At 58.5% G+C, this 26676-nt stretch carries 23 protein-coding genes, 6 tRNA genes and 4 other RNA genes; 28 read left to right on the forward strand and 5 right to left on the reverse strand.

Going from position 1 to position 26676, the window contains the following annotated elements; translation table 11 throughout:
- Window positions 1-32 precede the first annotated feature (32 nt).
- The gene (gene sucC / locus ACK3CV_RS06670; protein WP_015376978.1) at window positions 33-1199 is read left to right on the forward strand and encodes an ADP-forming succinate--CoA ligase subunit beta; all 1167 of its coding nucleotides are present in this window, start codon (window positions 33-35) and stop codon (window positions 1197-1199) included.
- Complete coding sequence (gene sucD, locus ACK3CV_RS06675; RefSeq protein WP_004939878.1) at window positions 1199-2071, forward strand: succinate--CoA ligase subunit alpha; 873 nt, start codon at window positions 1199-1201, stop codon at window positions 2069-2071. Before sucC ends, sucD begins: the two co-directional genes overlap by 1 nt.
- Window positions 2072-2143: 72 nt before the next feature.
- On the opposite strand, the gene ACK3CV_RS06680 is transcribed toward sucD, so the two are convergent.
- Complete coding sequence (locus ACK3CV_RS06680) at window positions 2144-4042, reverse strand: bifunctional metallophosphatase/5'-nucleotidase (RefSeq protein WP_164038687.1); 1899 nt, start codon at window positions 4040-4042, stop codon at window positions 2144-2146.
- A gap of 683 nt (window positions 4043-4725) precedes the next feature.
- Between ACK3CV_RS06680 and cydA the strand changes: the two genes are divergently transcribed.
- The 23 genes from cydA to pnuC all read left to right on the forward strand — a co-directional run bounded on the left by cydA (window position 4726) and on the right by pnuC (window position 17280).
- The gene (gene cydA, locus ACK3CV_RS06685) at window positions 4726-6294 is read left to right on the forward strand and encodes a cytochrome ubiquinol oxidase subunit I (protein ID WP_019454034.1); all 1569 of its coding nucleotides are present in this window, start codon (window positions 4726-4728) and stop codon (window positions 6292-6294) included.
- Window positions 6295-6308: 14 nt separating this feature from the next.
- Window positions 6309-7448 (forward strand): cytochrome d ubiquinol oxidase subunit II, encoded by a 1140-nt coding sequence (cydB, locus tag ACK3CV_RS06690; protein ID WP_019454033.1) that lies wholly within the window; start codon window positions 6309-6311, stop codon window positions 7446-7448.
- 17 nt (window positions 7449-7465) lie between these two features.
- A complete protein-coding gene (cydX, locus tag ACK3CV_RS06695) occupies window positions 7466-7579 on the forward strand; it encodes a cytochrome bd-I oxidase subunit CydX (protein ID WP_004939868.1) in 114 nt (37 codons plus the stop codon).
- Window positions 7579-7875, forward strand: a complete 297-nt coding sequence (gene ybgE / locus ACK3CV_RS06700) for a cyd operon protein YbgE (protein ID WP_033637471.1) — start codon at window positions 7579-7581, stop codon at window positions 7873-7875. The genes cydX and ybgE overlap by 1 nt, the downstream gene beginning before the upstream one ends.
- Before the next feature lie 130 nt (window positions 7876-8005).
- Window positions 8006-8410, forward strand: coding sequence for a tol-pal system-associated acyl-CoA thioesterase (gene ybgC, locus ACK3CV_RS06705; protein WP_025160034.1), 405 nt, complete (start codon window positions 8006-8008; stop codon window positions 8408-8410).
- Window positions 8407-9090 (forward strand): Tol-Pal system protein TolQ, encoded by a 684-nt coding sequence (gene tolQ / locus ACK3CV_RS06710; RefSeq protein WP_004939862.1) that lies wholly within the window; start codon window positions 8407-8409, stop codon window positions 9088-9090. Before ybgC ends, tolQ begins: the two co-directional genes overlap by 4 nt.
- Before the next feature lie 12 nt (window positions 9091-9102).
- Window positions 9103-9531, forward strand: a complete 429-nt coding sequence (gene tolR / locus ACK3CV_RS06715) for a colicin uptake protein TolR (RefSeq protein ID WP_004939859.1) — start codon at window positions 9103-9105, stop codon at window positions 9529-9531.
- An 81-nt stretch (window positions 9532-9612) separates the two neighbouring features.
- Window positions 9613-10815 carry a cell envelope integrity protein TolA gene (gene tolA, locus ACK3CV_RS06720; protein WP_164038685.1) on the forward strand — a complete coding sequence of 401 codons (1203 nt, stop codon included), beginning with the start codon at window positions 9613-9615 and terminating at the stop codon, window positions 10813-10815.
- A 132-nt stretch (window positions 10816-10947) separates the two neighbouring features.
- A complete protein-coding gene (gene tolB, locus ACK3CV_RS06725) occupies window positions 10948-12240 on the forward strand; it encodes a Tol-Pal system beta propeller repeat protein TolB (RefSeq protein ID WP_004939856.1) in 1293 nt (430 codons plus the stop codon).
- Between the two features lie 44 nt (window positions 12241-12284).
- Complete coding sequence (gene pal / locus ACK3CV_RS06730) at window positions 12285-12794, forward strand: peptidoglycan-associated lipoprotein Pal (protein ID WP_025160033.1); 510 nt, start codon at window positions 12285-12287, stop codon at window positions 12792-12794.
- A 9-nt stretch (window positions 12795-12803) separates the two neighbouring features.
- Window positions 12804-13598: a cell division protein CpoB gene (cpoB, locus tag ACK3CV_RS06735; protein ID WP_033647153.1), complete on the forward strand. Its 795-nt coding sequence runs from the start codon at window positions 12804-12806 to the stop codon at window positions 13596-13598.
- Window positions 13599-13776: 178 nt separating this feature from the next.
- Window positions 13777-13852: transfer RNA gene (locus ACK3CV_RS06740), tRNA-Lys, on the forward strand.
- Between the two features lie 29 nt (window positions 13853-13881).
- Window positions 13882-13957, forward strand: a tRNA-Val gene (locus tag ACK3CV_RS06745).
- A 7-nt stretch (window positions 13958-13964) separates the two neighbouring features.
- Window positions 13965-14040, forward strand: a tRNA-Lys gene (locus tag ACK3CV_RS06750).
- 15 nt (window positions 14041-14055) lie between these two features.
- A non-coding RNA gene (locus ACK3CV_RS06755) (RtT sRNA) lies at window positions 14056-14180 on the forward strand.
- 156 nt (window positions 14181-14336) lie between these two features.
- Window positions 14337-14412: transfer RNA gene (locus ACK3CV_RS06760), tRNA-Lys, on the forward strand.
- Window positions 14413-14425: 13 nt separating this feature from the next.
- Window positions 14426-14548: non-coding RNA, RtT sRNA (locus tag ACK3CV_RS06765), on the forward strand.
- A 45-nt stretch (window positions 14549-14593) separates the two neighbouring features.
- Window positions 14594-14669, forward strand: a tRNA-Val gene (locus tag ACK3CV_RS06770).
- A gap of 6 nt (window positions 14670-14675) precedes the next feature.
- Window positions 14676-14751: transfer RNA gene (locus ACK3CV_RS06775), tRNA-Lys, on the forward strand.
- Between the two features lie 74 nt (window positions 14752-14825).
- Window positions 14826-14950, forward strand: a non-coding RNA gene (locus tag ACK3CV_RS06780) — RtT sRNA.
- A gap of 74 nt (window positions 14951-15024) precedes the next feature.
- Window positions 15025-15149, forward strand: a non-coding RNA gene (locus tag ACK3CV_RS06785) — RtT sRNA.
- Window positions 15150-15472: 323 nt separating this feature from the next.
- Complete coding sequence (nadA, locus tag ACK3CV_RS06790; protein ID WP_015376982.1) at window positions 15473-16534, forward strand: quinolinate synthase NadA; 1062 nt, start codon at window positions 15473-15475, stop codon at window positions 16532-16534.
- A 20-nt stretch (window positions 16535-16554) separates the two neighbouring features.
- Window positions 16555-17280 carry a nicotinamide riboside transporter PnuC gene (pnuC, locus tag ACK3CV_RS06795; protein WP_033637475.1) on the forward strand — a complete coding sequence of 242 codons (726 nt, stop codon included), beginning with the start codon at window positions 16555-16557 and terminating at the stop codon, window positions 17278-17280.
- Window positions 17281-17315: 35 nt separating this feature from the next.
- Here pnuC and zitB read toward each other — a convergent pair whose 3' ends face one another.
- Genes zitB through ACK3CV_RS06810 form a run of 3 tightly spaced genes read right to left on the reverse strand, consistent with a single transcriptional unit; the run spans window position 17316 to window position 22080 of the window.
- Complete coding sequence (gene zitB, locus ACK3CV_RS06800; protein ID WP_164142061.1) at window positions 17316-18278, reverse strand: CDF family zinc transporter ZitB; 963 nt, start codon at window positions 18276-18278, stop codon at window positions 17316-17318.
- The gene (locus ACK3CV_RS06805; RefSeq protein ID WP_489009815.1) at window positions 18278-21478 is read right to left on the reverse strand and encodes an ATP-binding protein; all 3201 of its coding nucleotides are present in this window, start codon (window positions 21476-21478) and stop codon (window positions 18278-18280) included. Before ACK3CV_RS06805 ends, zitB begins: the two co-directional genes overlap by 1 nt.
- Window positions 21475-22080, reverse strand: a complete 606-nt coding sequence (locus ACK3CV_RS06810; RefSeq protein WP_033638694.1) for a response regulator — start codon at window positions 22078-22080, stop codon at window positions 21475-21477. The genes ACK3CV_RS06805 and ACK3CV_RS06810 overlap by 4 nt, the downstream gene beginning before the upstream one ends.
- Window positions 22081-22292: 212 nt before the next feature.
- Here ACK3CV_RS06810 and aroG point away from each other — a divergent pair, with 212 nt between their 5' ends.
- The 3 genes from aroG to ACK3CV_RS06825 all read left to right on the forward strand — a co-directional run bounded on the left by aroG (window position 22293) and on the right by ACK3CV_RS06825 (window position 25843).
- Window positions 22293-23345, forward strand: a complete 1053-nt coding sequence (aroG, locus tag ACK3CV_RS06815; protein ID WP_033637478.1) for a 3-deoxy-7-phosphoheptulonate synthase AroG — start codon at window positions 22293-22295, stop codon at window positions 23343-23345.
- A 265-nt stretch (window positions 23346-23610) separates the two neighbouring features.
- Entirely contained in the window at window positions 23611-24801 is a 1191-nt protein-coding gene (locus tag ACK3CV_RS06820; protein WP_033638695.1) for a YjgN family protein, read from the forward strand.
- Window positions 24802-24808: 7 nt separating this feature from the next.
- Window positions 24809-25843 carry a M48 family metallopeptidase gene (locus tag ACK3CV_RS06825; RefSeq protein WP_164142059.1) on the forward strand — a complete coding sequence of 345 codons (1035 nt, stop codon included), beginning with the start codon at window positions 24809-24811 and terminating at the stop codon, window positions 25841-25843.
- 49 nt (window positions 25844-25892) lie between these two features.
- Here ACK3CV_RS06825 and gpmA read toward each other — a convergent pair whose 3' ends face one another.
- Complete coding sequence (gpmA, locus tag ACK3CV_RS06830) at window positions 25893-26645, reverse strand: 2,3-diphosphoglycerate-dependent phosphoglycerate mutase (protein WP_004939834.1); 753 nt, start codon at window positions 26643-26645, stop codon at window positions 25893-25895.
- Window positions 26646-26676: the final 31 nt, after the last annotated feature.

The raw sequence follows: 26676 nt of genomic DNA on the forward strand, positions 1-26676 counted from the left end.
AAAAACCTTCAGAACTGAATGGATAGAACATCATGAATTTACACGAATATCAGGCAAAACAGCTGTTTGCTCGGTATGGCATGCCGGCACCAACCGGTTACGCCTGTACCACTCCGCGTGAAGCAGAAGAAGCCGCATCCAAAATCGGCTCCGGCCCGTGGGTGGTGAAATGTCAGGTTCATGCTGGCGGCCGCGGTAAAGCGGGCGGCGTTAAAGTCGTCAACAGCAAAGAAGATATCCGCGCTTTCGCGGAAGCCTGGTTGGGCAAGCGTCTGGTAACTTACCAGACTGACGCGCTGGGCCAGCCGGTTAACCAGATCCTGGTTGAAGCGGCGACCGACATCGATAAAGAACTGTACCTGGGCGCCGTCGTAGACCGTGCGACCCGTCGCATCGTGTTCATGGCGTCTACCGAAGGCGGCGTGGAAATCGAGAAGGTGGCGGAAGAAACCCCTGAACTGATCCACAAAATGACCATCGATCCGCTGGCGGGCCCACAGCCTTATCAGGGCCGTGAGCTGGCCTTCAAACTGGGCCTGACCGGTAAGCAAGTCAGCCAGTTCGCCAAGATCTTCATGGGCCTGGCGACGCTGTTCCTGGAACGCGATCTGGCGATGGTTGAGATCAACCCGCTGGTGATCACCAAGCAGGGCGATCTGGTGTGCCTGGACGGCAAACTGGGCGCCGACGGCAACGCCCTGTTCCGCCAGCCGGAACTGCGTGAAATGCGTGACCCTTCCCAGGAAGACGAGCGCGAATCCCGTGCGGCTCAGTGGGAGCTGAACTACGTTGCCCTCGACGGCAACATCGGCTGCATGGTTAACGGCGCCGGCCTGGCGATGGGCACCATGGACATCGTTAAACTGCACGGCGGCGAACCGGCCAACTTCCTGGACGTTGGCGGCGGCGCGACCAAAGAGCGCGTGACCGAAGCGTTCAAAATCATCCTGTCCGACGACAAGGTGAAAGCGGTTCTGGTTAACATCTTCGGTGGTATCGTACGTTGCGATCTGATCGCCGACGGCATCATCGGCGCAGTGGCCGAAGTGGGCGTTAACGTCCCGGTGGTGGTGCGCTTGGAAGGGAACAACGCCGAACTGGGCGCCAAGAAACTGGCGGACAGCGGCCTGAATATCATTGCTGCGACCAGCCTGACTGATGCGGCTCAGCAAGTTGTTGCAGCAGTGGAGGGTAAATAATGTCCATTTTAATCGATAAGAACACCAAAGTAATTTGCCAGGGCTTCACCGGTAGCCAGGGGACTTTCCACTCCGAACAAGCTATCGCTTACGGCACCAAAATGGTTGGCGGCGTAACCCCGGGCAAAGGCGGCACTCAGCACCTGGGCCTGCCGGTGTTCAACACCGTGCGCGAAGCGGTTGAAGCGACCGGCGCCACTGCCTCTGTGATCTACGTTCCAGCGCCGTTCTGCAAAGACTCCATCCTGGAAGCGATCGATGCCGGTATCAAACTGATCATCACCATCACCGAAGGCATCCCGACGCTGGACATGCTGACCGTGAAAGTGAAGCTGGACGAAGCCGGCGTGCGCATGATCGGGCCGAACTGCCCAGGCGTGATCACCCCAGGCGAGTGCAAAATCGGCATCATGCCTGGCCACATCCACCTGCCGGGCAAAGTGGGCATCGTTTCCCGCTCCGGCACCCTGACCTATGAAGCGGTGAAACAAACCACCGATGCCGGTCTGGGCCAGTCCACCTGCGTGGGCATCGGCGGCGACCCGATCCCGGGCTCCAACTTCATCGATATCCTGAAGATGTTCCAGCAGGATCCGCAGACCGAAGCGATCGTGATGATCGGTGAGATCGGCGGCAGCGCTGAAGAAGAAGCGGCAGCTTACATCAAAGAACACGTCACCAAACCGGTTGTCGGCTACATCGCCGGCGTAACCGCGCCGAAAGGCAAGCGTATGGGCCACGCGGGCGCCATCATCGCAGGCGGCAAAGGCACGGCGGACGAGAAGTTTGCTGCGCTGGAAGCGGCGGGCGTGAAAACCGTTCGCAGCCTGGCGGACATCGGCGACGCGGTAAAAGCGGTGCTGAAGCGCTAAGCATTTAGTACGAAATAACACTATCTCGACATGTTTGGCCACCCATTGGGTGGCCTTTTTTATGGACGACGATCAGAAGTCGTTGAGCGCCTTGATCAGCGCGATCCGATCCTGCAGGCGGCGCTGCTGCACCGGATCCACGGCGGCTTGGCGCTGTTGCTCCAGCGAGGTGAGGGCGGCGCGGTAATCGTCGGCGTTGCGGAACAGCGCGTTTTTGACGTTGATCGACGCGACGTTGGTGTAGCGGCCGTCGTCGGTGGTCGGTACCTGGATAACGCCCTCATTGAGCAGCCGTTTGACGATCGCCCGCTGCGGTTCGTAACCCTCCATGCCGACCAGCTTCCAGCGCTGCGGCGGCACGCCCTGATACTGGCCGTGTTTCACTTCCGTCAGGTAGCGCAGGGTCAGATGGCGAATGGTGCCTTCTTCTTCACCGTATTGCGCTTTGCTGTCGAACAGCACCGGGAAGGATTGCCCCTCCAGCGCGCCACCCTTTTGCGTCAGGTGGCCCATGCGGTAACTGTTCATGCCCAGGCGGATCGGCATATCGTCGGTGACCGGCGTGCCGTCCGTCAGGCGCAGATCGACGATGCGCGCGCCGGCGGGTTGGCGCAGATCGATGGTGTAAGTGACGCCGTCGAAGAAATCATTGGTGGAATATTTGGACGTTCGCCGCGCCGGGTTAAAGCTGTAGGTGACGTCGCCCGGCTGCAGCTGATTGAAATAGTCGGCGGACCACTCCATGTAGCGTTTAAGCGCTTTGCCGTTGAGCTGATACACGGTGATCTCGCCGCCGGCGTATTGGTAGTTAAAGGCGATATCCTTGGCCTTGATGTCGCCGACGTCCAGTTTGGCGCGATCGTTGTCGATCTGCAGGGCGATCACCTGCGCCAGCGGCGCATAGTGGCGGGCGGCCTGCTGGAACAGCGCGCTGATGCCGGTATCCTGCACATGCACCTGGGGAATGCCGCGGAATTCGTCGGCGGGCACCAGATCGCTGCCGCTCAGCTTCGCCACGACCCGGTTGGCATTGGCGCGCAAAATGTCATGGTACGGCTGGTAGAGCGCTTGCATGGCGCTGTCCGGCGTCATCCCCTTGATGGGGTAGGTGTAGCTGTTTTTGTCGATCAGCGTGAATTTGCCGTCGCGGCGTTCAAACTGCAGATCGATACGCGACAGCGCGCGGCCGTATTTATCCGGCTCGGTGATGATGACGCCGTTAACCACCGCTTTGTCGATCTTCACATGCATATGGCCGGCGACGATCGCCGCCAGCTCCGGGTTGGCGTTGGCGATGTCGGCCACGCCGGTGCCGGGGCGCTGGTTCTCGTTGTCGATGCCCATATGCGCCACCAGCACGATGGCGTCGACCTGGCCGTCGATTTGCCTGATGACCTGCTTCACCGCCTGCACCGGATCGGTGAAGTTCAGCCCTTTGATGCGATCGGTGCCCTTGGCAAATTCCGCGGTCATCGGCGTGTCCATGCCGATAATGCCGATCTTCACGCCCTGGCGTTCGACGATGGTGTAGGCCGGCAGATAGGGCTTGCCGTTGTCCCAGACGATATTACCCGCCAGCGCCGCGCCCTTGAACTGCTTGAGCGGGGTGGCCAGCACCGGCAGGCCGAAGTCGAACTCGTGGTTGCCCATCACCCAGACATCGTAATTGAGTGCGTTGAGGCCCAGCATCATCGGGCTGACGGCCTCATGCTTGAAGGTTTCGACGAAGTTGCCTTGAATGGTGTCGCCGGCGTCCACCAGGATCAGGTTGGGCTGCTCGGCGCGCACTTTTTTGACCTGGGTGGCTATCTGGCTCAGGCTGCCCGCCAGATTCTCCGTGTCGCTGGCGTAGTCCCAGGGCACGAAGGTGCCGTGCAGATCGGAGGTGCCCAGCAGGGTGATATTTACCGTTTCGGCGGCCATGGCGTTTCCCGAGAGTCCCAAGACAGAGGCAAAGATGATTTTTTTCATAAGTTATTGTCACTCAATGCAATTTTAACATAAGTGGTCATTCTGCTACAAAATCGCAACCTTTACGATCCCATAGCGAGAAATAGACTAATATTGGAGAGAGATTTGTTGTTTTGTGACTGCTATCACTGTCACGGCTTATTGGAAATAAAAGGTTAATTATGTCGCATAATAAGCGCGTAATAATACAATGGCGGCTCTTTTAAATTACATTTATTTAACACAAAAATATCATTAAAAAACAATTAAACCATTGCGCAACATGACCCTAAGAAAATTATGCGAAATGTGCTGATGAATATGGAAATAAGATGCGGATAGGCTTAAATTGTCTCAGATCAAATTAGCCCGAAGTACCTCTTTCGGCTAAGATTTGACCTGTAACCAAAAGTCTAACCCACGTCACGTAAAAACCTATTTATTGTGTGGGATTGGGCGAGTATCATCCATGTTGTGATTATGGATGGTTGATCTTGTTGCATTTGTTACCCGTTGTCGGTTTTCAGTGGCGTGCTTGTCGAGGGCCCGAGGGGCTATTGGCCGAGTGTGCGGTTGAAAGCGGAGAAGCTGGATCAAATTTGTTGTGTTTAAGGGCATTCACTGCGGGGCGTTACTGGCGGCTTTGAAAGAGGCATGCCGATAACCGCGTGTCGGAGTCTTCCTGCGAGGAGCAAGGAGTCAAGATGTTTGATATTGTCGAACTGTCGCGCTTACAGTTTGCTTTAACGGCGATGTACCATTTCTTATTTGTCCCATTAACGCTCGGTATGGCGTTCTTGCTGGCAATTATGGAAACGGTATATGTCCTGTCTGGCAAACAAATCTATAAAGACATGACCAAATTCTGGGGAAAGTTATTTGCGATTAACTTTGCTCTGGGTGTGGCCACCGGTTTGACCATGGAGTTCCAGTTCGGGACTAACTGGTCGTATTTCTCTCACTACGTCGGCGATATCTTCGGGGCCCCACTGGCTATCGAAGGTCTGATGGCGTTCTTCCTTGAATCGACGCTGGTCGGCCTGTTCTTCTTCGGCTGGGATCGTCTGAGCAAGGTGCAGCACATGGCGGTAACCTGGTTTGTGGCCCTCGGCTCCAACCTGTCCGCGCTGTGGATCCTGGTCGCCAACGGCTGGATGCAGAACCCGATCGCGTCGGATTTCAACTTCGAAACCATGCGCATGGAGATGGTCAGCTTCTCCGAACTGGTGCTTAACCCGGTTGCGCAGGTGAAATTCGTTCACACCGTGGCTTCCGGCTACACCTGTGGCGCGATGTTCGTTCTGGGCATCAGCTCCTACTACCTGCTGAAAGGCCGCGACATCGCCTTCGCCAAGCGCTCCTTCGCCATCGCTGCCAGCTTCGGTATGGCTGCCATTCTGTCCGTTATCGTTCTGGGTGATGAATCCGGCTACGAAATGGGCGACGTGCAGAAAACCAAGCTGGCCGCTATCGAAGCGGAATGGGACACCCAGCCGGCGCCGGCGTCCTTCACCCTGTTCGGCATTCCCGATCAGGACAAGATGGAAAACTCCTTCTCTATTCAGATCCCGTATGCGCTTGGCCTGATCGCCACCCGCTCCACGGACACTCAGGTCACCGGCCTGAAAGATCTGATGGCGCAGCATGAAGTGCGCATCCGCAACGGGATGAAAGCCTACCAGCTGCTGGAAGAGCTACGCGGCGGCAACACCGATCCTGCGGTGCGCGCCGAATTCAACAAAACCAAGCAAGACCTGGGCTACGGCATGCTGCTGAAGCGCTATACCCCGAACGTCACCGACGCGACGGAAGCGCAGATCCAGCTGGCGACCAAGGACTCCATTCCGCGCGTGGCGCCGCTGTACTTCGCCTTCCGCATCATGGTGGCCTGTGGCGTGATCATGCTGTTGATCATCGGCCTGTCGTTCTGGAACGTGATCCGCGGCCGCATCGGCCAGAAAAAATGGCTGCACCGCGCGGCGCTGTACGGTTTGCCGCTGCCTTGGATCGCGATCGAGTCCGGCTGGTTCGTGGCGGAATACGGCCGTCAACCGTGGGCGATTGGTGAGGTGCTGCCGACGGCGGTCGCCAACTCTTCGCTGACCGCGGGCGACATTCTGTTCTCGATGGGGCTGATCTGCGGCTTGTACACCCTGTTCCTGGTGGCTGAATTGTACCTGATGTTCAAGTTTGCGCGTCTGGGTCCAAGCAGCCTGAAAACCGGCCGCTATCACTTTGAACAACCGACTGCCGCCGTGCAGGAAGCGCGCTAAACAGGAGTCCACGTATGTTTGACTATGAAGTACTGCGATTTATTTGGTGGGTCCTGGTTGGCGTACTGCTGATCGGCTTCGCCGTCACCGACGGTTTCGACATGGGCGTCGGCATTCTGGTGCGCATCATCGGGAAAACCGATACCGAGCGCCGGGTGATGATCAACTCCATCGCCCCGCACTGGGACGGTAACCAGGTGTGGCTGATCACCGCAGGCGGCGCGCTGTTCGCCGCCTGGCCGATGGTCTACGCAGCGGCCTTCTCCGGCTTCTACGTCGCCATGATCCTGGTGCTGGCCGCCTTGTTCTTCCGCCCGGTCGGTTTCGATTACCGTTCCAAGCTGGAGAGCAGCCGCTGGCGCAACATGTGGGACTGGGGCATCTTCATCGGCTCCTTTGTGCCTGCAGTGGTCTTCGGCGTGGCGTTCGGCAACCTGCTGCAGGGCGTGCCGTTCCACATGGACGAGTACATGCGCCTGTTCTACACCGGCAACTTCTTCCAACTGCTGAATCCGTTCGGTCTGTTGGCGGGCGTGGTCAGCCTGACCATGCTGGTCACCCAGGGGGCGACCTACCTGCAAATGCGCACCACCGGCGAGATCCACCTGCGTTCACGCGCTGCGGCGCAGATCGCGACGCTGATCATGGCGGTGTGCTTCCTGCTGGCGGGCGTATGGCTGGTGAAAGGCATCGACGGCTTCGTCGTGACGTCGGCGCTGGACACCCTGGCGGAATCCAACCCGATGCGTAAAGAAGTGGCGCATCAGGCCGGCGCCTGGCTGATCAACTTCAACAAGTATCCGCTGCTGTGGGCGTTGCCTGCGCTGGGCGTGGTGCTGCCGTTGTTCACCATCCTGTTCTCGCGTCTGGAGAAAGGCGCGCTGGCGTTCGTCACCTCGTCGCTGACCATCGCCTGCGTCATCCTCACCGCCGGGGTCACCATGTTCCCGTTCGTGATGCCGTCCAGCACCGTGCCTAACGTCAGCCTGACCATGTGGGACGCGACGTCGAGCCTGTTGACGCTGAAAGTGATGACCGTCGTGGCGGCGATCTTCGTGCCTATCGTTTTGGCGTACACCAGCTGGTCGTACTACAAAATGTTCGGTCGCCTCGACAAGAACTACATCGAAAACAACAAGCATTCGCTGTACTAAGGATAAGGAGCTAAACCATGTGGTATTTTGCCTGGATTCTCGGAACGCTTCTTGCCTGCGCCTTCGGCATCATCACGGCGCTGGCGCTTGAGCAGAGCGAAGCGACCAAAGCTCAGCAAGACGGTAAGTGATGAGCTCGTCCGTGATTGACAAGCTGTACGCTGTCACCGACAAGGGCCCGATCCGGGCCCTTTCCCTGGTGCTGGCGTTGGTTTTGGCGGGGTGCGTGTTCTGGGATCCGACGCGTTTCGCCGCCAAAACCAGTTCGCTGGAGATTTGGGAAGGGCTGTTGCTGATTTGGGCGGTGTGCGCCGGGGTGATCCACGGTTTCGGATTCCGCCCGCAGCGCAGCGTCTGGCGCGCTTTTTTCGCGCCGCTTCCCGCAATTGTGATCTTGTGCGCAGGATTACTTTACGTTTCTTTATAATCTCCCCGATGTCCCCATGTTATGGGCCCTCACGGCCCATAATTATTTTCATTCCCATCTTGTAACCCATTCCCAACCCGATCCGTCTTGCGTATAGTAGCAGCGTTAAATTGCATTGCTGGGAAGTAGAGTGAGTAATACGTTGTTTCGATGGCCGGTTCGCGTTTACTACGAGGATACCGATGCCAGTGGTGTGGTCTATCACGCCCGCTACGTCGCCTTTTTTGAAAGAGCGCGCACAGAGATGCTGCGTCAGCACAACTTTCATCAACAGCAGCTGCTCAGTGAACAAGTCGCTTTTGTCGTCCGGCGCATGACGGTGGATTATCTGGCTCCGGCTCGTCTCGACGAGCAACTGGAGGTCCAGAGCGAAATCACCTGCCTGCGCGGGGCTTCTCTCACGTTTGCTCAACGCATTGTCAATTCTGACGGGGCCCTACTGAGCCAGGCAGATGTCCTGATTGCCTGTATTGATCCACACCAAATGAAGCCGAGAGCGCTTCCTAAGTCTATTGTCGCGGAGTTTAAGCAGTGACTGACATGAACATCCTAGATTTATTCTTGAAGGCGAGCCTGCTGGTTAAGCTTATCATGTTGATTTTGATATGCTTCTCGGTAGCCTCCTGGGCGATCATCATTCAGCGCACCCGCATCCTCAATGCGGCGACGCGTGACGCCGAAGCCTTTGAAGACAAATTCTGGTCCGGTATCGAGCTTTCCCGTCTGTACCAGGAAAGTCAGGCGCGTCGCGATAGCCTGACCGGCTCCGAGCAGATCTTCCATTCCGGCTTCAAAGAGTTCGCCCGCCTGCACCGCGCCAACAACCATGCGCCGGAGTCGGTGATCGAAGGGGCGTCGCGCGCGATGCGCATTTCGATGAACCGCGAGCTGGAAACGCTGGAAACCCATATTCCGTTCCTCGGCACCGTCGGTTCGATCAGCCCGTACATCGGCCTGTTCGGCACCGTGTGGGGGATCATGCACGCCTTTATCGCGCTGGGCGCGGTGAAGCAAGCCACGCTGCAGATGGTGGCGCCGGGTATCGCCGAAGCGCTGATCGCCACCGCGATCGGTCTGTTCGCCGCCATCCCGGCGGTCATGGCCTACAACCGTCTCAACCAGCGCGTCAACAAGCTTGAGCAGAATTACGACAACTTTATGGAAGAGTTCACCGCTATTCTGCATCGTCAGGCCTTCTCCAGCGACAGCAAATAAGTAGGAGGTAGCATGGCGAGAGTACGTGGACGTAGTCGGCGCGAGCTGAAGTCCGAAATTAACATCGTTCCGCTGCTCGACGTGTTGCTGGTGCTGCTGCTGATCTTTATGGCAACCGCGCCAATCATCACGCAGAGCGTGGAGGTTGACCTGCCGGACGCCACCGATTCCAAAACGGTGTCTAGCGATGACAATCCGCCGGTGATCCTCGAGGTTTCCGGCGTAGGTCAATACACCCTGGTGGTGGATCACAACCGTATGGAGCTGTTGCCGCCTGAGCAAGTCGCGGCCGAAGCCAAGTCGCGTTTGGCGGCTAACCCGAAAACGGTCTTTTTGATCGGCGGTGCGAAGGAAGTCCCTTACGATGAGATTATCAAGGCATTGAATATTCTCCATCAGGCGGGCGTGGCTTCCGTGGGGCTGATGACCCAGCCAATCTGACCGTAAGGCGAACGGCAACCCGGTTCCTGCGCTGCGGCCCAGGAACCCCGTATAAGCAACACCAGTTTTTGGGAATCTATTTTGGTAAAGGCAACTGAGCAAAACGATAAGCTGAACCGCGCCGTTATTGTTTCGGTCGTTCTGCACTTCATACTGATTGCCCTGCTGATTTGGGGATCGCTGCAGGAAAATGTCGACATGGGCGCCGGCGGTGGCGGTGATGGCACCGTGGTGGGCGCGGTGATGGTCGATCCCGGCGCGGTGGTGGAGCAGTACAATCGCCAGCAGCAGCAGAGCAACGATGCGCAGCGTGCCGAAAAGCAGCGCCAGAAAAAGGCGGAGCAACAGGCCGAAGAGCTTCAGCAGAAGCAGGCGGAGCAACAGCAGCGCCTGAAAGAGCTGGAGAAAGAGCGTTTGGCGGCGCAGGAGAAAGCCGCGCAGGACGCCAAAGCGCAGGCTGAGCAACAGCAGAAGGCGGCGGAGCAGCAGAAACAGGCCGCCGAGCAGCAAAAAGCGGCGGAAGCCGCCGCAGCCAAGGCCAAAGAGCAACAGAAGGTCGCCGAGGCCGCCGCCGCGAAGGCGAAGGCTGAAGCGGACAAGATAGCCAAAGCGCAGGCGGACGCGCAGAAGAAAGCCGAAGCGGAAGCCAAGAAAGAAGCGGCCGCCGCTGCCGCCGCCAAGAAACAGGCGGAAGAGGCGAAGAAAGCCGCGGCCGCCGCCGCAGAGCAAAAAGCCGCAGAAGCTGCGGAGAAGAAAGCGGCCGCTGAAGCCGAGAAAAAAGCCGCAGCGGAAGCCGAGAAGAAAGCTGCGGCCGAGAAAGCGGCTGCCGCCAAGAAAGCCGCCGCGGACGCCAAGAAGAAGGCCGCCGCTGAGGCTGCGAAGCAATCGGAGGAAGTCAACGATCTGTTTGGTGGCCTGGCGGACGGCAAGAACGCGCCGAAAGGCGGCGGTGCCAAATCGAAGGGCGACGGTAAACCGGCCGGGCAGGGCAATGCCAAGGCGGCTGGGGCCAGCGGGGCGGATATCAGCGGTTATATGGGGCAAATTCAGGGGGCGATTCAGAGCAAGTTCTATGACGCCAGCTCGTTCGCCGGCAAAACCTGCGATCTGCGTATCAAGCTGGCGCCGGACGGCCTGCTGATAAGCGTACAAGCGGCGGGCGGCGATCCGGCGCTGTGTCAGGCCGCGGTGTCTGCCGCCAAGTTGGCGCATATACCGAAGCCGCCGAGCGATGCCGTTTATCAGCACTTTAAGAATTCTATCCTTGAATTCAAACCGAAATAACGGTTGATTGACTGAGTGATATCACAGGGATGTACTAAGGTAACCAACAGGGATTATGTAGTTTTACGTAAGTTGGTTTGTTAAAATTCTGCTAATTTATCGCAGGCATCCCGCCTGGATAAGGGAGATGAGATGAAGCAGGCATTTCGAGTAGCGCTAGGTTTTTTAATTCTGTGGGCGTCCGTGCTGCACGCGGAAGTTCGCATTGAAATCACCCAAGGGGTCGACTCCGCTCGTCCGATTGGCGTGGTGCCGTTTAAATGGGCGGGCCCAGGCACGCCGCCGGAAGATATCGGCAAGATTGTCGGCGCGGATCTGCGCAACAGCGGCAAATTCAACCCGATCGACGTGGCGCGCATGCCGCAGCAACCGACCTCCGCGTCTGAAGTGACCCCGGCGGCCTGGACTGCGCTGGGCATCGACGCCGTGGTTGTCGGCCAGGTTCAACCTGGCGCCGACGGTAGCTATCTGATCTCCTACCAACTGGTGGACACCTCGGGTTCGCCGGGCACCGTATTGGCGCAGAACCAGTATAAAGTGACCAAACAGTGGTTGCGTTATTCTGCCCATACCGCCAGTGACGAAGTGTTCGAGAAGCTGACCGGCATCAAGGGCGCGTTCCGTACCCGTATCGCCTACGTCGTGCAGACCAACGGCGGGAAATTCCCGTATGAGCTGCGCGTAGCGGATTACGACGGTTACAACCAGTTTACGGTGCACCGTTCGCCTGAGCCGCTGATGTCCCCGGCCTGGTCGCCGGACGGCAGCAAACTGGCTTACGTGACCTTTGAGAGCGGCCGTTCCGCGCTGGTGGTGCAGACCCTGGCTAACGGCGCCATCCGCCAGATCGCCTCGTTCCCGCGCCACAACGGTGCGCCGGCGTTCTCGCCGGACGGCAGCAAACTGGCCTTCGCGCTGTCCAAGAGCGGCAGCCTGAACCTGTACGTGATGAACCTCGGCTCCGGCCAGATCACGCAGCTGACCGATGGCCGCAACAACAACACCGAACCGACCTGGTTCCCGGATGGCCAGTCTCTGGCGTTTACCTCCGACCAGGGCGGGCGTCCGCAGATTTATAAAATCAGCGCCAGCGGCGGTGCCGCACAGCGCCTGACGTGGGAAGGCTCTCAGAACCAGGATTCTGAAGTCAGCTCCGACGGTAAATTCCTGGTGATGGTCAGCACCAACAGTGGTGCGCAACACATCGCCAAACAAGATCTTGGATCGGGCGCCGTTCAGGTTTTGACCGGTACCTTCCTCGATGAAACGCCTAGTATTGCGCCAAACGGCACCATGGTGATCTATAGCTCGACGCAAGGTATGGGCTCCGTGCTGCAGTTGGTGTCAACTGATGGGCGTTTCAAAGCGCGTCTTCCGGCAACTGATGGACAGGTCAAATTCCCTGCCTGGTCGCCGTATCTGTGATGCATGTGTAAATATGTATGGCAAACTATAAAAGGATCAAAGAAATGCAACTGAACAAAGTGCTGAAAGGGCTTCTGCTGGCACTGCCAGTTCTGGCTGTAGCAGCTTGTAGTTCTAACAAAAGCGCAAACAACGACCAATCTGGTATGGGCGCTGGCACTGGTATGGAAAACGGCAGCAGCAACCTGTCTTCCGAAGAACAAGCTCGTCTGCAGATGCAAGAACTGCAGAAGAACAACATCGTTTACTTCGGCCTGGACAAGTATGACGTAAGCTCCGAATTCGCTCAGATGCTGGACGCGCACGCTGCATTCCTGCGTAACAACCCGTCTTACAAAGTGACCGTTGAAGGCCACGCTGACGAACGCGGCACGCCGGAATACAACATCGCTCTGGGTGAGCGCCGTGCTAACGCCGTTAAAATGTACCTGCAGGGTAAAGGCGTTTCCGCTGACCAGATCTCTATCGTTTCTTACGGTAAAGAAAAACCAGCAGTACTGGGCCACGACGAAGCGGCTTATGCTAAAAACCGTCGTGCCGTTCTGGTTTACTAAGAGAATCGCATGAACAGTAACTTCAGACGTCACCTGTTGAGTCTGTCGTTACTGGTTGGCGTAGCGGCCCCCTGGGCCGCTACTGCCCAAGCGCCAATCAGTAATGTCGGCTCCGGCTCGGTCGAAGACCGCGTCACCTCGCTTGAGCGCATCAGCAATGCTCAAGGCCAGCTTTTAAATCAACTCCAGCAGCAACTCTCTGATAACCAACGCGACATTGATTCTCTCCGTGGGCAAATCCAGGAAAGCCAGTATCAGTTGAATCAGGTGGTTGAACGCCAGAAGCAAATCTATCAGCAGATGGATAGCCTCAGCCAGGGCGGCGCTCAGAGCGCCTCTGCGGCCGCGGGCGCTGCCGGCGGGGCAGCCGCAGGCGCATCTTCCGATGCGGGCGGCAGCGCGCCTGCAGCCGCCTCCGCCACGCCGAGCGGCGGTGATGAGAACAGCGACTACAACGCCGCTGTTTCTCTGGCACTGGAAAAAAAACAGTATGACCAGGCGATTTCCGCCTTTCAGTCCTTCGTAAAACAGTACCCGAAGTCTACTTACCAGCCCAACGCCAACTATTGGCTGGGCCAGTTGTTCTACAACAAGGGTAAAAAAGACGACGCGGCCTACTATTTTGCGGTGGTGGTGAAGAATTACGCTAAATCACCGAAGGCGCCGGACGCCATGTACAAGGTGGGTATCATCATGCAGGAGAAAGGGCAGGCCGATAAAGCCAAAGCCGTGTTCCAGCAGGTGATTAAACAGTACCCAACCAGTGCGGCGGCCAAACAGGCGAAAAGTCGCGTAGGCGGTTAACAGTCAGAAAAATGAGCCCAGAAGTTAGTCGATTTGACCGATTTCTGGGCTCATTCGCGTGAAGAACAAGCAGTTGAACGCATCGGTAAAAAATTTAGGTTGCGCTGCCAAGATAAATTAGTAATATATGCCGCCGTTGCCAAGACATCTTGCAAGATGTTAAAGCGGCAGGGAAATTGGGTCGTTAGCTCAGTTGGTAGAGCAGTTGACTTTTAATCAATTGGTCGCAGGTTCGAATCCTGCACGACCCACCAATTTCTGAAGTAGCAGTAACCACAACAGTGGGTGATTAGCTCAGTTGGTAGAGCATCTCCTTTACACGGAGGGGGTCGGCGGTTCGAGCCCGTCATCACCCACCACTGTTATGGGTCGTTAGCTCAGTTGGTAGAGCAGTTGACTTTTAATCAATTGGTCGCAGGTTCGAATCCTGCACGACCCACCATTCTTTAAGAATGGCTGTGATAGAGAATCGTAAAGGATGAGAACCGTAAAGGTTCGAGTCTCGCGTAGCGAGACAACATCACTCCGGTGATGGCCCGCAAGGGCGAGGCCAAAGGCCTAGTTATCCTGCACGACCCACCATTCTTTAAGAAAGAATGGCAGCTTCAGAATCGGTTTGATGTGGCAAAGTAAAGGTCCGAGTCGAGTACCCGTCGAGTTGTCCTGAACATCCCCATCCTTGTTTTCCGCGAGTTGGTTTCAGTAACCCATTCGCCATCAGCAGTAAACCACATCAGTGGGTCGTTAGCTCAGTTGGTAGAGCAGTTGACTTTTAATCAATTGGTCGCAGGTTCGAATCCTGCACGACCCACCACTCTTTGATAGAGCAAGGTGTTAAATCGTCAGGATGAGAACCGTAAAGGTTCGAGTCTCGCAAAGCGAGACAACATCACTCCGGTGATGGCCCGAAGGGCGAGGCCAAAGGCCGAGTTATCCTGCACGACCCACCACTCTTTGATAGAGCAAGGTGTGAAAAATAGCAGTACCACAGCAGTGGGTGATTAGCTCAGTTGGTAGAGCATCTCCTTTACACGGAGGGGGTCGGCGGTTCGAGCCCGTCATCACCCACCACACTGCGGGTCGTTAGCTCAGTTGGTAGAGCAGTTGACTTTTAATCAATTGGTCGCAGGTTCGAATCCTGCACGACCCACCAATTCAGAAAAAAGCGCCTTTTGGCGCTTTTTTCGCATCCGCGCCACCAGATTCTGCTTTATCCTCTTGCCAACAGAGTTCACCGAGTCGTGCGGGTGAGATCCTGCGTTCAGGTTCGAGCATCACGCAGCGATACGACAACGCGCAGCGTTGCCCGCAGGGTGAGGCCAAAGGCCGAATCAATCCTGCACGACCCACCAATTCAGAAAAAAGCGCCTTTTGGCGCTTTTTTCGCATCCGCGCCACCAGATTCTGCTTTATCCTCTTGCCAACAGAGTTCACCGAGTCGTGCGGGTGAGGGCCTGCGCTCAGGTTAGAGCATCGCGCAGCGATACGACAACGCGCAGCGTTGCCCGTAGGGTGAGGCCAAAGGCCGAATCAATCCTGCACGACCCACCCATTCAGAGAAAAGCGCCTTTTGGCGCTTTTTTCGCATCTGCAGCACCGTAATCTACATTCGTGCTTTCTCGTTTCAACACTGCACCGATCATCATCCCGCTGTTCTCTGAACGGGCTATACGGTCTCGTCAGGCCATTATCCGCTGTGAACTGCACGGCCAGCGTCCGTGTTTTTAATTCATTAAACAATAGGTGCGCAAATATGAAAATATCAGCGGACTTTTCGCGCAAATTTAGGTATTTTGTTTAGTATATAAAACGAAGGGCGTTGCGGCAGGCGATATTCACGCGGCAGGCGCCCAGCCTAGCATGAGATTGCAGCGATGAGTGAAATGTTTGATGTCAATGCGGCGGTGTATCCCTTCCCGCCTAAACCGGTACCGCTGGACGTAGCCGAAAAAGCCTTTTATCGCGAGAAGATAAAAACCCTGCTCAAGCAGCGCAATGCGGTGATGGTCGCCCACTATTATACCGATCCGGAAATCCAGGCGCTGGCGGAAGAAACCGGCGGCTGCGTGGCGGATTCGCTGGAAATGGCGCGCTTCGGCAGCGCCCATCCGGCTTCCACGCTGCTGGTGGCCGGCGTGCGTTTCATGGGGGAAACCGCCAAGATCCTCAGCCCGGAAAAACAGGTGCTGATGCCGACGCTGTTTGCCGAATGTTCGCTGGATCTGGGCTGCCCGGAAGAGGAGTTTCATGCGTTTTGCGACAGCCATCCCGATCGTACCGTGGTGGTCTATGCGAACACCTCGGCGGCCGTCAAAGCACGCGCCGACTGGGTGGTCACTTCCAGCATCGCCGTTGAGCTGATCGAACACCTGGACAGCCTGGGCGAGAAGATCATCTGGGCGCCGGATCGCCATCTCGGCAGCTACGTGCAGAAGCAGACCGGCGCCGACGTGCTGTGCTGGCAAGGCGCCTGCATTGTCCATGACGAGTTCAAGACTCAGGCGCTGCGGCGTATGAAGGCGCTCTATCCGCAGGCGGCCATCCTGGTGCATCCCGAATCGCCACAGGCGGTGGTTGAATTGGCGGATGCGGTGGGATCGACCAGCCAACTGATCCAGGCGGCGAAAACATTGCCGCATCAACAGCTGATCGTCGCCACCGATCGCGGTATCTTTTACAAGATGCAGCAGGCCTGTCCGGATAAGGAGCTGTTCGAAGCGCCGACCGCCGGAGAAGGGGCGACCTGCCGCAGCTGCGCGCACTGCCCGTGGATGGCGATGAATGGCCTGAAGGCGATTGCAGAAGGGCTGGAGCAGGGGGGCGCGCAGCATGAGATCCACGTGGACGCCGCGCTGCGTGAGAAGGCGCTGGTGCCGCTGAACCGCATGCTGGATTTCGCCGCTCAGCTTAAAATGCAGGTTAAAGGCAACGCTTAACCGTTTAAAAGGATGACTTCATGAGCTTCTTCAGTACCAGCAATATTCTGGTGCACATTCCGCTTGGTGCGGGCGGTTACGATCTGTCGTGGATCGAAGCCATCGGCACGCTGTTCGGGTTGCTGTGCATCTGGTACGCCAGCAAGGAAAAAATCATCAACTACCTGTTCGGCCTGATCAACGTCACGCTGTTCGCGGTGATTTTCTTCCAGATCCAGCTGTACGCCAGCCTGCTGCTGCAGCTGTTCTTCTTCGGCGCCAACATTTACGGTTGGTATGCCTGGAGCCGCCAAACCCAGGATAATCAGGCTGAGCTGCAGATCCGCTGGCTGCCGCTGCCGAAAGCGTTGGCCTGGGCGGCGGTCTGCGTCATCGGCATCGGCCTGATGACCTTCAATATCGACCGCGTGTTCGCCTGGCTGACGCAGATCGCGGTGGCAGTGATGCAAGGGCTGGGGCTGAACGTGCAGATGCCTGAGCTGCAGCCGGACGCGTTCCCGTTCTGGGATTCGGCGATGATGGTGCTCTCCATCGTGGCGATGATTCTGATGACGCGCAAGTACGTGGAAAACTGGCTGCTGTGGGTGGTTATCGATGTCATCAGCGTGGCGATCTTCGCCTACCAGGGGGTGTACGCGATGGCGCTGGAGTATGTCATTCTGACGCTGATCGCCCTGAACGGCTCTTGGCTATGGATCAAGAGCGCCGGGCGCAATGGTTCCAACCCGCTCTCTTCCGCACCTTAACAACGCAGAGGGCGCCGTGATGGCGCCCTCTTGGCTTAGTGGCGATGTCCCAGATGGGAGTGGGCTTCGGCATGTGAGTGTTCACTCGGCTCCGGCGCCCGGTTGATACCGCAGTCCGGCGCCTCGCAGTGCCGGTACTCCATCTGAATGGTCACGTGGCCAATCTTGTAGTGTTCCAACAGATAAGCCTGAATGCGTTGCAACAGCCCATCGTGGTCATGCGGCGGGATCACCTGCGCATGCAGCGTCATCAGCTTCTGTTCGCCGATCTGCCAGACGTGCACGTGATGGATGTTGCGCACTTCCGGGATATTCAGGCACAGGTCTTTTTGCAGCTTGGCGATATCGACCTCCTGCGGCGTGCCTTCCAGCAGCTCGTGGAAACTCTCCTTCAGCAGCCGCCAGGCGCTGCGCAGCACCAGACAGGAGACGAGCACCGACAGGATCGGGTCAATCGGCGTCCAGCCGGTGGCAAGAATGACGATGGCGGCGACGATGGCGCCCACCGAGCCGAGCAGATCGCCCAGCACATGCAGCGCGGCGGCGCGCACGTTGATATTTTTCTCTTCGCTGCCGCGATGCAGCAGCCAGAAGGCGAACAGGTTCGCCAGCAGCCCCGCTACGGCGATGATCAGCATCGGGGTACCCATCACCGGCTGCGGCTCGAAGAAACGCCGTATCGCCTCCCACAGGATGAATACCACGATCACCAGCAGCGCCGCGGCGTTGAGGAAGGCCGCCAGGGTGGTCAGGCGCAGGTAGCCGAAGGTGTGGCGCGCGTTGGGCTTGCGCTGGGAGAAGTGCACCGCCATCAGCGCCACCAGCAGCGCGGCGGCATCGGTCAGCATGTGGCCGGCGTCGGCCAACAGCGCCAACGAGCCGGACAACAGGCCGCCGACCACCTCGGCCACCATAAAGACGGCGGTGACTAAAAAAGCGGTCAGTAGGCGTTTACTATTACTGTCTTTCGGCAGGTGTACGTGTGGAGTGTCCGACATTATTCATCCTTATGCATAGCCAAAGTGGGGGCGGCGGCGAGCAGAGCGTCCAGCTCCGGCACTATCTGCGCCACTAACGCCTTTAATTTAGTATAAGCGGCGGCGGCAAGCGCGCCCCGACGTGCGGTTTCCACCAGCTGCTGGCACAGCTGCGCGGCTTCCGGCAGTTGCAGCATCAGCAGGCTGCCCTTGATGCGGTGCGCCGCCTGCTCCAGGCGCGGCCAGTCGTTCGCGGCGACGGCGTCCGCGAGCCGCTGCCGGTCTTGCCGCAGCGTATCGCCGAGCGTCAGCGCCAGCCGCTGCAGCATGGCGCGATCGCCACCCGCCATTTCGGCCAGCGTTTGTCGCAGGTCAGTAAGGACTGACTTTGCTTCCTGAGCCTGCGGTTGCTGAGCCAATACCTGGCCGATCGCCGCCAGTGAAATCGGTTTGGTCAGGAAGTGGTCGATCGCCACCAGCCCCGGAGGAATGCGGGTAAACTCCTGCACGTCTGCCGAACAGAGCACGATGCGGCAAGGCGGGCGTTGCAGCCGCTGTTCGTCGCGGCGGATCAGCCTGGCCAGCGTCAGGCCGTCCGGGCGCGGCATGTTATAGTCGATAAACAGCAGATCGAACGGTTGCCGGCGTTGGGCCTTCAACAGCGCATAGCCTTGTTCGAAGCGGGCGGGTTGCAGCCCGAAGTGGCGCAGCTGGCGTTCCATCAGCAACAGATTGGTGGGGTGATCGTCGATCAGCGCGGTACGCAAGGCGGAAGACGGCAGAGCAAAGGGGCTTTCCTCCGGGGCGGCAACCGGCGCCGCGCCGCTCAGCTCGACCGGTATCGCGACCTCGACGCGGGTGCCTACGCCCGGCTGCGAGTGCAGCTCGATGCGGCCGCCCATCTGTTCGACGATCTCTTTGCAGATCGACAGCCCCAAACCGGTACCCTGCACCGAGATGCGTTGCGCGCCGCGCGCGCGGTAAAACGGTTGGAACAGCTTGTCTATTTCATCGGCGGCGATACCGCAGCCGCTGTCGTTCACCGTCAGATGCAATTCCCCCTGCCGCTCATCCTGTGCGCGCCAGCCGATCTCGACCTGAATGGCGCCGCGCGGCGTAAATTTTATCGCGTTGTTTATCAGGTTGTTAGCCACCTGAAGTAAACGCTCACCATCAATCACTACCGCCTCCGGCAATGCCGGATCCGCCACCACGCTCAGCGTCAACGGCCGCTCGCCGATCAGCGGCCGGTAGAGGGCGTCGATGCGCGCTACCCAGGGGCGCAGCACCACCGGTTTCGGCGCCAGCGTCAGCGAGCCGGTTTCCAACCGCGCGTGATCCTGCAGGTCGTTGAGCAGGTTGAGCAGCGATGAGGCCGAGCTGTATATCACCGGCAGGCCTTCCGGCGCGGGTTGGCGTTTGAGCTCCAGCTCCAGCAGGCCAAGGATGGCGTGCATCGGCGTGCGCAGCTCATGGCTGACGGTGGCGAGGAATTTGCTCTTCATGCGGTTTTCCGCCTCGGCGCGGCGGCGCGCGTGCTCGAGTTCTTCGCGTTCGCGTTTTTCACGGCGCTGCAGCATGAAACGGCGCAGCGTCAGCGCCAGCAGCAGCACGGTGGCGGCGGCCAGCAGCGCCAGCAGCCAGGTGGTCTGCGGCGGCATGCGGTTGTCGTTCACCGCGTCGATCAGGTTGCTGCGATCGACGATCCACTCGTCGCGCAGCGATTGCAGGGTGTCCGCCGGGATCTGCATCAGGTTCTTATCGAGGATAGCCAACAGAAGAGGTTGATCGCGGCGCACGCCGAAGGCCACCGGATAGGGGATGTTATTGGCGGCGAAGGCCAGCTTGATGGCACCGGAATAGCGTGAAAGCGCCAAAAAGTTGGCGGAGATGACGTTATCCACCAGCGCATCCAACTGGCCGTTGGCCAGCGCGTCGTACATCGACTTGCTGTCGGCGAAGCTGACGGTTTGCTCCTGTTCCGGCACCAGCCCCTGCGCCAAATCGCCCTGCAGCACGCCGATGCGCTTGCCGGCCAAATCGCTCCAGGTGGAAATGCCGTTAGCGTGCTGGCCGACGTAAACGCCCCACAGCGAACGGTGGATCGGCATGCTGGCGCCGTAGCGCGCTTTGACGCCGCGCGCCAGCGGCAGGGCGGCGCGGAAGCTGGCCTGGCCGGACTGCACCAGCAGATCGGCCTGCTCGGCGTTGCGCGCCCACAGCGGCGCGAAACGCAGCCCGGTGTTTTGCGCGATGATGTTGAGAATGTCGATGGCGTAGCCGCGCGGCTGGCCGTCGGAGCCGCGGTAGGCGAACGGGAAGTTGTTCTCGATGGCGGCGTAGTAAACCACGCGGTGGCTCGCCACCCAATTCTTCTCCATCGTCGTCAGATCGGCATTGCCGGTATCGAGATAGCTGGGGATCTTCTTGCTCCAGCGGCCCTGCAGGGCGTTCATCAGCTCCATCGGCGCGTCGGCGATGGCGGTGTCCAGCGTGTCTATCAGCCGCGAGTCGTCGGCGGCGAACACGAAGGACAGGTTGCCCAGGTTCTCGTTGCTTTCAATCTGATAGAGCTGGCCGAGCTGCAGCTGATCGATGATAAAGCTGGCGCTGGCCTCATCGGCGATAAAGTAGTCGCTGCTGCCGTTGAGCAGCGAGTAGACCGCCTGCAGATTGTTGTCGTAGCGCTGGATCTGCGACGCGACCGCCTGCAGAGCGCCGCCGGACTGCATGTCGGTCAGCGCGCCGATCGCGACGCGGGCGTTGGCGGAGTTGAGCATCACCGGCCGATCGTTGCTGCGATCGCGCAATACGCGCAGGTTGCTGACGTAATAGGGCTGAGAGATCGCCAGGCCGTGCAGCGCCTCACTTTGCGGGATGCCGTACAGCAGATCGATCTTGCCGTCGTGCAGCGCCTGCTCCAGCTGCGTCAGATCGGCAAAGCCGTAAATGGCGAAGCGAATGCCGGTCACCTGCTGGATGTAGCCGAGGTAGTCGGCATTCAGCCCATACAGATCGTCATCCACGATGATGTTGTACGGGCTGGTGTTCTCACTGACGATGCCGACGTGCAGCGTACGGTCGCGCCAGGGGTTTTTCTCGCCGACGATCAGCATATTCTCGGGGGTATTCAGATTGCTGACCAGCTGATAGCGCACCGGCTCCGCCGCCTGCGCCAGACCGCACCACAGCAGCAGTAGCAGCAGGGCGCGGCGCATCATGGCGCCAGCTCTTTAAACACCGCCACCAGCTCCAGCAGGTTGCCGGCGCCGGTTTTGCGCTGGATGTTCTTCTTGTGGGTGCTGACGGTCTTGTTGCTGATGTGCAGCCGATCGGCGATCTGCAGGTTGGACAGCCCCTGGCTCAACAAGCCCAGCACCTCGAGCTCTTTAGGAGTGAGCAGCCCGCCGTCTGCCGTCGGCGCTTCTTCGGCCAGCGCGGCGGCGGGGAAGTGGGTTTCACCGTCCAGCACCTGCTCGATCGCCTGCAACAACTCTGCCAACGAGCTGCCTTTGTTGACGAAACCGTTGGCCCCGGCGGCATGCGCCATGCGCGCATAGACCTCGGCCTCCTGCGCGGTATAGATCAGGATCGGCTGCTGCGGGTAGCGGCGGCGGATTTTTTTCAACAGCTGCAGCCCGTCGACCTGCGGCAGGCCGATATCCAGGATCACCAGGCCGAAAGCGGCCTCGGCCAGCAGGGCCAGCGCCTGGACGTCGTCCTGCGCCGCCTGCAGGCGGTAGGGGCGGGATGATTTCATTAGCGCCGCTTCCAGTGCGACATGAACCACCGGGTGGTCATCAACTAATAACAGAGAGGGCATGTTCAACTCGGGTCGCTTTATATTCCGATCGCTAGCATAGCGAAAAAGGAGGCTCTGCGCTCCCCTGATGAAACAGCACAATCTGCTGTTAATTTGGCGGTTCCAGCGGCGGGGGGCAAAGGTGATTTACAGCGCCATTCCCACAGGCTAGATTGTTGGGATCTACACCGTTACGCACTGCGAAATACCCCTCGATACCGAATGGAAAAGCTATGAATTACCAAAACGACGATTTACGCATTAATGATATTAAGGAACTCCTGCCGCCGGTGGCTTTGCTGGAGAAATTCCCGGCCACTGAACGCGCGGCAAAGACGGTGTCCCAGGCCCGCAGCGCAATTCACAATATCCTCCGCGGCAGCGACGATCGCCTGCTGGTGGTGATTGGCCCTTGCTCTATCCACGATACGAAAGCCGCCAAAGAGTACGCGGGGCGCCTGTTGGCGCTGCGTGAAGAACTGAGCGGCGAGCTGGAAGTGGTCATGCGCGTATACTTCGAAAAACCGCGCACCACCGTGGGCTGGAAAGGCCTGATCAACGATCCGCAGATGGACAACAGCTTCAACATCAACGACGGTCTGCGCCTGGCGCGCAAGCTGCTGGTGGAGATCAACGACAGCGGCCTGCCGGCCGCCGGCGAATTCCTCGACATGATCACGCCGCAGTACCTGGCGGATTTGATGAGCTGGGGCGCCATCGGCGCGCGCACCACGGAATCGCAGGTGCACCGCGAGCTGGCCTCCGGCCTTTCCTGCCCGGTGGGCTTCAAGAACGGCACCGACGGCACCATCAAGGTGGCGATCGACGCCATCAACGCCGCCGGCGCGCCGCACTGCTTCCTGTCGGTGACCAAATGGGGCCACTCGGCGATCGTTAACACCAGCGGCAACGGCGATTGCCACATTATCCTGCGCGGCGGCAAAGAGCCGAACTACAGCGCGGCGCACGTGAAGGACGTCAAAGCCGGCCTGAGCAAAGCCGGGCTGCCGGCGCAGGTGATGATCGACTTCAGCCATGCCAACAGCAGCAAACAGTTCAAAAAGCAGATGGACGTGAGCGCTGACGTTTGCGGGCAGATTAGCGGCGGTGAAAAAGCGATCATCGGCGTGATGATCGAAAGCCACCTGGTGGAAGGCAACCAGAACCTCGAAAGCGGCGAACCGCTGGTTTACGGCAAGAGCGTGACCGACGGCTGCATCGGCTGGCAGGATACCGAAACCGTGCTGCGCGATCTGGCGGCGGCGGTGAAAGCGCGCCGCGGATAATAGCTAAAATGACAAGGGCCTGGCAGCCAGGCCCTTGTTTTATCCTTGTCATTGCACCTCTATATATCCCACTCATTTAAGGCTTACATTTAATAGGCCAATAAAATCATTAAGCGACCTCCTTCGCATTATTCCTATTTAATAAAAGAATAATTGTCACTGCTCATGGCATTGTGCTTATATAAGACGCTTTTTTATTCCACAAACCCCGCATGACAAATAAGCGGGGAGTGGTATGACCTATTCCTTTCAGGACGAAAGAATTATGACAAGCAATACCTCGCAGCCGCTGGGGCTGCACCGGATTAAATTCCATGGGAAAGGTGGCGAGTACTTCGCGATTTGGTTGGTTAACGCATTATTGACCATCGTGACGCTGGGCATCTATTCCGCCTGGGCGACGGTGCGCCGCCGCCGCTATTTTTACGGTAACACGGAATTGGACGGCGATCGTTTCGATTACCATGCGCAACCGCTGCAAATTCTGAAAGGGCGGCTGTTGGTGATCGGCGGCCTCATCGTATTTTATATCCTGTTGGCGGTAACGCCACTGCTGGGGCTGCTGGCTTTGCTGGTGTTGCTTGCCCTGCTGCCGTGGATCGTTATCCGCAGCTGGCGCTACAATGCGATTATGTCGAGCTATCGCGGCGTGCGTTTTAATTATGTTTGCCGCACCGGGCGCGCTTATTGGGCGTTACTGTTCTGCCCGCTATTGCTGATTATCGGGCTTTATGTCGCCTTAATCATTTTGCTCAGCATTGGCAGCGGTTTTGACAGCATCAACGCCATCGGCCTGATGTTGGTGTTGACGCTGCTGTTGGCCGTGCCGGCATTCGCCGCCGTCAACGGTATTATTAGCGCGCTGCAGCACGATCTGTACGTTAATAACCTGTTTTTCGGGAATACGCCGTTTATTGCCGAGCTGAAAAAGTCGGCCTTTATCAAATTTGCCTTGATCGGCCTGCTCATTTTCCTGCCGTTTATGTTGGCGGCGCTGGTGTGTATGGGGTCGTTCATTCTGTCGCTGTACCAAATGGTATTGATGGGCATGCTGACGGATGAAACCGCCGATTTGCTGGTGTTGGAAAATATTGGCAGCCTGCTGCTGATGATGGTGGTGCTGCTGATTGGCGCCTTGATCGCCGGCAGCTATCAGGTCGTCGCCCAACGCAACTATCTGTTTAACCAGGCGACGCTGAACGGCAACGTTAAACTGCGCTCTTCCATGCAAACGCTGCCGTATATGGGGCTGTTGATCACCAATACCCTGATCACGCTGTTCTCGCTCGGTTTCGCCGTGCCGGTGGCGGAAGTGCGCCACGCCCGTTATCTGGCGGAGTGCACGGCGGTCGAAGGCGATCTGGCGTTGCTGGACATCGCGGCGCATCAGGAAACCGCCAACAGCGCGGTGGCCGAAGAAGCGGTGCAGGCGCTGGATCTGGGCGGCAGTTTCTGAGGCGCCGATGATCCTCGAGGGCGCCTATCAGTTGCCGGGGCGGGCTGCGCGTGAGGCGGCTCGCCTGCTGGTGAACGAAAGCGGCGGGGGGGTGACGCTGCAGCGGCAGGATGAGCAACGTTACATCCCCTTGGCGGACATCACCGTCTCTGCGGCGCTGGGCAATATTCCGCTGACGCTGACCTTCAAGGACGGCGCGCGCTTTGTGCCGGATGACGATGCGGCCTTCCGCCGCTGGTTCTATCAGCGCCGTTCGCCGGGGTGGGTGCATCGCCTGGAGCGCCACAAACGCGGCGTCGCCGTGGCGCTGCTGATGACGCTGCTGGCGGTCGTGGCCTACGTTAACGTCGTGCTGCCGTGGGCGAGCAGCGAGATCGCCATGCGCATCCCCACCTCGGTGGAACAGACGCTGGGCGAACATACGCAGACGTTTTTGAGCCAAAGCGGCTTTGAACCTTCCGCATTACCGGCCGAGCGGCAGCAGGCGTTGCAGCAGCTGTTCCGGCAGGTGATGCCGGCCGAGATGCGCCAGGAGCGTACGCCGCTGTCGTTAAAGCTGATGGCGGCGCCCGGTGCGCCGAACGCTTTTATGTTGCCGGACGGCACGCTGGTGCTCAGCGATGGGCTGGTCGCCCTGTCGAAAAACGACGACGCTCTGGCGGCGGTGATGCTGCATGAGATGGGGCATCACGCTTATCGCCATCCGATGCGCATGCTGGTGCGTTCGTCACTGGTGGCGTTGACGCTGATGTGGATGACCGGCGACGTCAGCGGCATCGGCGACACGCTGCTGCAGTCTGCGTCCTTCGTGAATGAGATGCAGTTTTCCCGCGGCATGGAGCGTGAGGCGGATGCGTTTGCGATAGCGGAAATGCAGCGCCAGGGGCGTTCGCTGGCGCAAATGGCGGCTATCTACCGCGCGTTGGCGCAGGTGCCTGAACGCGAAACGGCCGACGGCTGGGCGCTGCCGGCCTGGCTCAGCACCCATCCGGCGATGCAGGAACGGCTGGACGCGGTGAATGAGGCGATGGCGCAGCAGTAATAAAAAAGCCCCCGGTTTTCACCGGGGGCTTTTTCGTTAACGGGCGAAATTACTTCGCTTTACCCTGGTTTGCCACGGCGGCCGCTTTTGCAGCGATCTCGTCGGCGTTACCCAGGTAGTAACGTTTGGTTGGCTTGAAGTTCTCGTCGAACTCATACACCAACGGCACGCCGGTTGGGATGTTCAGTTCGAGGATTTCGTCTTCGCTCAGGTTATCCAGGTATTTCACCAGCGCGCGCAGCGAGTTGCCGTGCGCCGCAACGATCACGCGCTCGCCGCTCTTGATGCGTGGCAGGATCTCTTCGTCCCAGTAAGGAATCACGCGATCGATGGTCAGCGCCAGGCTTTCGGTCAGCGGCAGCTCTTGCTCGGTCAGCGAAGCGTAGCGCGGATCGTGGCCAGGGTAACGTTCGTCTTCTTTGGTCAGCTCAGGTGGGGTCACCGCGAAGCCGCGACGCCATTGTTTCACCTGCTCGTCGCCGTATTTTTCGGCGGTTTCCGCTTTGTTCAGACCCTGCAGCGCGCCGTAGTGACGTTCGTTCAGCTTCCAGGATTTTTCGGTCGGCAACCAGGCCTGATCCAGCTCGTCGAGGATGTTCCACAGGGTGTGGATCGCGCGCTTCAGTACGGAGGTGTAAGCGAAGTCGAAAGTGAAACCTTCCTCTTTCAACAGCTTGCCTGCTGCTTTCGCTTCGGTGCGGCCCTTGTCGGACAGATCAACATCATACCAACCGGTGAAGCGGTTTTCTTGGTTCCACTGGCTTTCGCCGTGACGCACCAGAACCAGCTTAGTTACAGCCATAGCTTAACTCCTTAATAATCTGACATTTCAA

This window comes from Serratia sp. TSO36 (genome assembly GCF_057808395.1).

What these genes read in the sequence shown, in the direction of transcription:
- zitB (WP_164142061.1), bottom strand. Translation starts at nt 18,278, where the DNA reads ATGTCGGACACTCCACACGTACACCTGCCGAAAGACAGTAATAGTAAA.
- cpoB (WP_033647153.1), top strand. Translation starts at nt 12,804, where the DNA reads ATGAACAGTAACTTCAGACGTCACCTGTTGAGTCTGTCGTTACTGGTT.
- ybgE (WP_033637471.1), top strand. Translation starts at nt 7,579, where the DNA reads ATGAGCTCGTCCGTGATTGACAAGCTGTACGCTGTCACCGACAAGGGC.
- cydB (WP_019454033.1), top strand. Translation starts at nt 6,309, where the DNA reads ATGTTTGACTATGAAGTACTGCGATTTATTTGGTGGGTCCTGGTTGGC.
- ACK3CV_RS06680 (WP_164038687.1), bottom strand. Translation starts at nt 4,042, where the DNA reads ATGAAAAAAATCATCTTTGCCTCTGTCTTGGGACTCTCGGGAAACGCC.
- aroG (WP_033637478.1), top strand. Translation starts at nt 22,293, where the DNA reads ATGAATTACCAAAACGACGATTTACGCATTAATGATATTAAGGAACTC.
- pnuC (WP_033637475.1), top strand. Translation starts at nt 16,555, where the DNA reads ATGAGCTTCTTCAGTACCAGCAATATTCTGGTGCACATTCCGCTTGGT.
- pal (WP_025160033.1), top strand. Translation starts at nt 12,285, where the DNA reads ATGCAACTGAACAAAGTGCTGAAAGGGCTTCTGCTGGCACTGCCAGTT.
- ACK3CV_RS06805 (WP_489009815.1), bottom strand. Translation starts at nt 21,478, where the DNA reads ATGATGCGCCGCGCCCTGCTGCTACTGCTGCTGTGGTGCGGTCTGGCG.
- tolB (WP_004939856.1), top strand. Translation starts at nt 10,948, where the DNA reads ATGAAGCAGGCATTTCGAGTAGCGCTAGGTTTTTTAATTCTGTGGGCG.
- ACK3CV_RS06825 (WP_164142059.1), top strand. Translation starts at nt 24,809, where the DNA reads ATGATCCTCGAGGGCGCCTATCAGTTGCCGGGGCGGGCTGCGCGTGAG.
- sucD (WP_004939878.1), top strand. Translation starts at nt 1,199, where the DNA reads ATGTCCATTTTAATCGATAAGAACACCAAAGTAATTTGCCAGGGCTTC.
- sucC (WP_015376978.1), top strand. Translation starts at nt 33, where the DNA reads ATGAATTTACACGAATATCAGGCAAAACAGCTGTTTGCTCGGTATGGC.
- gpmA (WP_004939834.1), bottom strand. Translation starts at nt 26,645, where the DNA reads ATGGCTGTAACTAAGCTGGTTCTGGTGCGTCACGGCGAAAGCCAGTGG.
- ACK3CV_RS06810 (WP_033638694.1), bottom strand. Translation starts at nt 22,080, where the DNA reads ATGCCCTCTCTGTTATTAGTTGATGACCACCCGGTGGTTCATGTCGCA.
- ACK3CV_RS06820 (WP_033638695.1), top strand. Translation starts at nt 23,611, where the DNA reads ATGACAAGCAATACCTCGCAGCCGCTGGGGCTGCACCGGATTAAATTC.
- cydA (WP_019454034.1), top strand. Translation starts at nt 4,726, where the DNA reads ATGTTTGATATTGTCGAACTGTCGCGCTTACAGTTTGCTTTAACGGCG.
- tolR (WP_004939859.1), top strand. Translation starts at nt 9,103, where the DNA reads ATGGCGAGAGTACGTGGACGTAGTCGGCGCGAGCTGAAGTCCGAAATT.
- nadA (WP_015376982.1), top strand. Translation starts at nt 15,473, where the DNA reads ATGAGTGAAATGTTTGATGTCAATGCGGCGGTGTATCCCTTCCCGCCT.
- cydX (WP_004939868.1), top strand. Translation starts at nt 7,466, where the DNA reads ATGTGGTATTTTGCCTGGATTCTCGGAACGCTTCTTGCCTGCGCCTTC.